Annotated in this window: 2 protein-coding genes and 1 pseudogene; all 3 read left to right on the top strand. The window is 21.5% G+C overall.

All coding sequences use genetic code 11. The annotated features are described in order from the left end of the window. Positions 1-230 precede the first annotated feature (230 nt). On the top strand, positions 231-1,535 hold the full coding sequence (gene lepB, locus ACWYO2_RS05755; protein WP_455515526.1) for a signal peptidase I: 1,305 nt from the start codon (positions 231-233) through the stop codon (positions 1,533-1,535). Continuing rightward, positions 1,528-1,920, top strand: coding sequence for a GNAT family N-acetyltransferase (locus ACWYO2_RS05750; protein ID WP_455515525.1), 393 nt, complete (start codon positions 1,528-1,530; stop codon positions 1,918-1,920). Before lepB ends, ACWYO2_RS05750 begins: the two co-directional genes overlap by 8 nt. A gap of 8 nt (positions 1,921-1,928) precedes the next feature. Further along, positions 1,929-2,383: pseudogene (locus ACWYO2_RS05745) on the top strand (DUF1957 domain-containing protein); the annotation flags it as partial.

Genomic DNA, 2,383 nt, shown 5'->3' with positions numbered 1-2,383 from the left:
AGAAGTTAAGGTTAGAGTAAGCACAAAAGCTATGAAAACATTAAAAGGTAAAAATGAAGATCAAGTTAAGAAAATATTACTTGAAAATAAAGATAATTTAAGTGCTAGACTTTCTAAAATTTTATTTTCAAATTAATTAGTGGAATCACCTTTTATATAAGGGTTTCACTGTAATAAAAGGTGTTAGAATTGACACCTCTTTTTTTTAAAAGAAATATAGGAGGTAGCTTATGAATACTTTAATATATGTTTTATTTTATATTATAACAGCCTTAATGTTAATATCATATTTATTTAAAGAAAAATTAATTGTATCATATATTGATAAATTTTCTGATTTTTTTGTAAATAAATTAAAAATTGACAAGCTTAATTTGAGTAGAAATTTTTTATACATTATAAATGCTTTATTTTTATTAAATATTTCATTTATTACTTTAAAGATAAATTTTGGTTATGATGAAGTTTTACCTATAAAAAATAAAGTTATGATTTTATCTGTAATAATTAATTTTATAGTATTTTTAGTTATTTATATAAAGAAAAACTATTTAACTGGTCTTTTAATATTTAATACAATTTTATTAGTTTTTGGAAGATCTATGATAGGTATAGATGATATGTATTTTACTTATTTAATAATAGCATCTATAGTTTATCTTATAATCTACATTATCTTTGATTCTGAGAATGAAAAGAAAATTTCATTTAGAAGATATTTTAATACAATTTATGTAATTTTATTAGTTGTTGTAATACAAAGTTATTATTTAGGAAATTATGTAATACCTACAGGTTCAATGGAACCAACTATATTAGTTGGAGATAGAATTTTTGCTAACAATATTGTTTATAAATTTAAAAATCCTAAGGTTGGTGATATTATTGCATTCAAAGAACCTTTAGACAACAAGACTATGTATACAAAAAGAATAACAGGTTCTTTTGGAGATAGTTTAAGAATAGATGAAAATTCTGGAACTTTGTATCTTAATTCAAAAGATTCTAATTTAGGAAGAAAATATAGCGTTGATGGTTTGTTAAAATTATTTGGAAATCCAGAAATATATATACCTAAAAAAGGAGATAATGTTAAATTAAAAAATATAGTTATGTATGATGAAACTAATAATCAATTTAGCTTAATAAATAATGAAGAATTTTTAAAAATGAATATTTCTGAAGACTTGTATAAAGATATATTTGGATTATTTAATACACAAACACCAGAACAAGTTTCAAAACTTACAAAATTTAATCTTAATGGTAAAAGATTTACCTATATTTTGACAGATTCTAATGATAGATTTATATTGCCTATACTTGATTTTAAATATAGTAAAAAAGATATGAAAAAATTATTGAATAATGAAGAAATAACATTAACTGATGATTACTATATGGCTATGGGAGATAATACAACTAATAGTAATGATTCAAGATTCTTTGGTTATGTTAAAAAAAGTAGAATTTATGGTAGATTATTAGTTAGATGGTATCCTTTAAATAGAGTAGGATTTATAGGTAATGAATAAAGAAAATTTAGAATTAATGTTAAAAATTCATAATGAAAATTTTTTAGATATTAAAAATATTAAAGATTTTTATGCATTTTATAAAAATTTAAGGTATAATATATATGAGGAGTATTTTGAAAATATTTTAGCAGGTTATTTAATTACCTATGATAATGTAGATAGTTTAGATATTTTTGAAATTGCAGTTGATAAAAATTTCAGAAAAAAAGGAATAGCATCTAAATTATTAAATAGGATAAATGATGAAAGAAAAATATTATTAGAAGTATCTGAGAAAAATGAGGTTGCAATAAATCTATATAAAAAAAATGGGTTTAAAATGATTTCTAGAAGAAAAAATTATTATTTAGATGGAAGTGATGCCATTGTAATGATAAGATAGGAGGCTATATGTCTGGTTTTTTAAGTATTGTTTTACATGCACATTTACCTTATGTAAGACATCCGGAGTATGAAGAATTTTTAGAAGAAGATTGGCTATATGAAGCTATTACGGAAACATATATTCCAATTTTGAAAATGTTTGATAATTTGAAAAATGATAATATTGATTTTAATATTACTATGACCATATCGGGTACATTAGCAAATATGTTAAATGATCCTTTACTTCAAAATAGATATATTAAACATTTAGATAAAATGATTGAATTTTGTCAGTTAGAATTAAATAGATTAAAGGAATATCCTGATATGCATAAAGTTGCACTTCATAATTATAAGTTATATAATGGAAGTAAAGAATATTATACTAGATATTCAGGAAACTTATTAGGTAGATTTAAATATTATCAAGATTTAGGTAATTTAGAAATAATACCGGTAACTGCAACTCATGGAATGTT

Source organism: Pseudostreptobacillus sp., assembly GCF_977040545.1.
The sequence above is the reverse complement of the archived record's forward strand: the minus strand, read 5'-3'. Positions and strand labels throughout refer to the sequence as shown.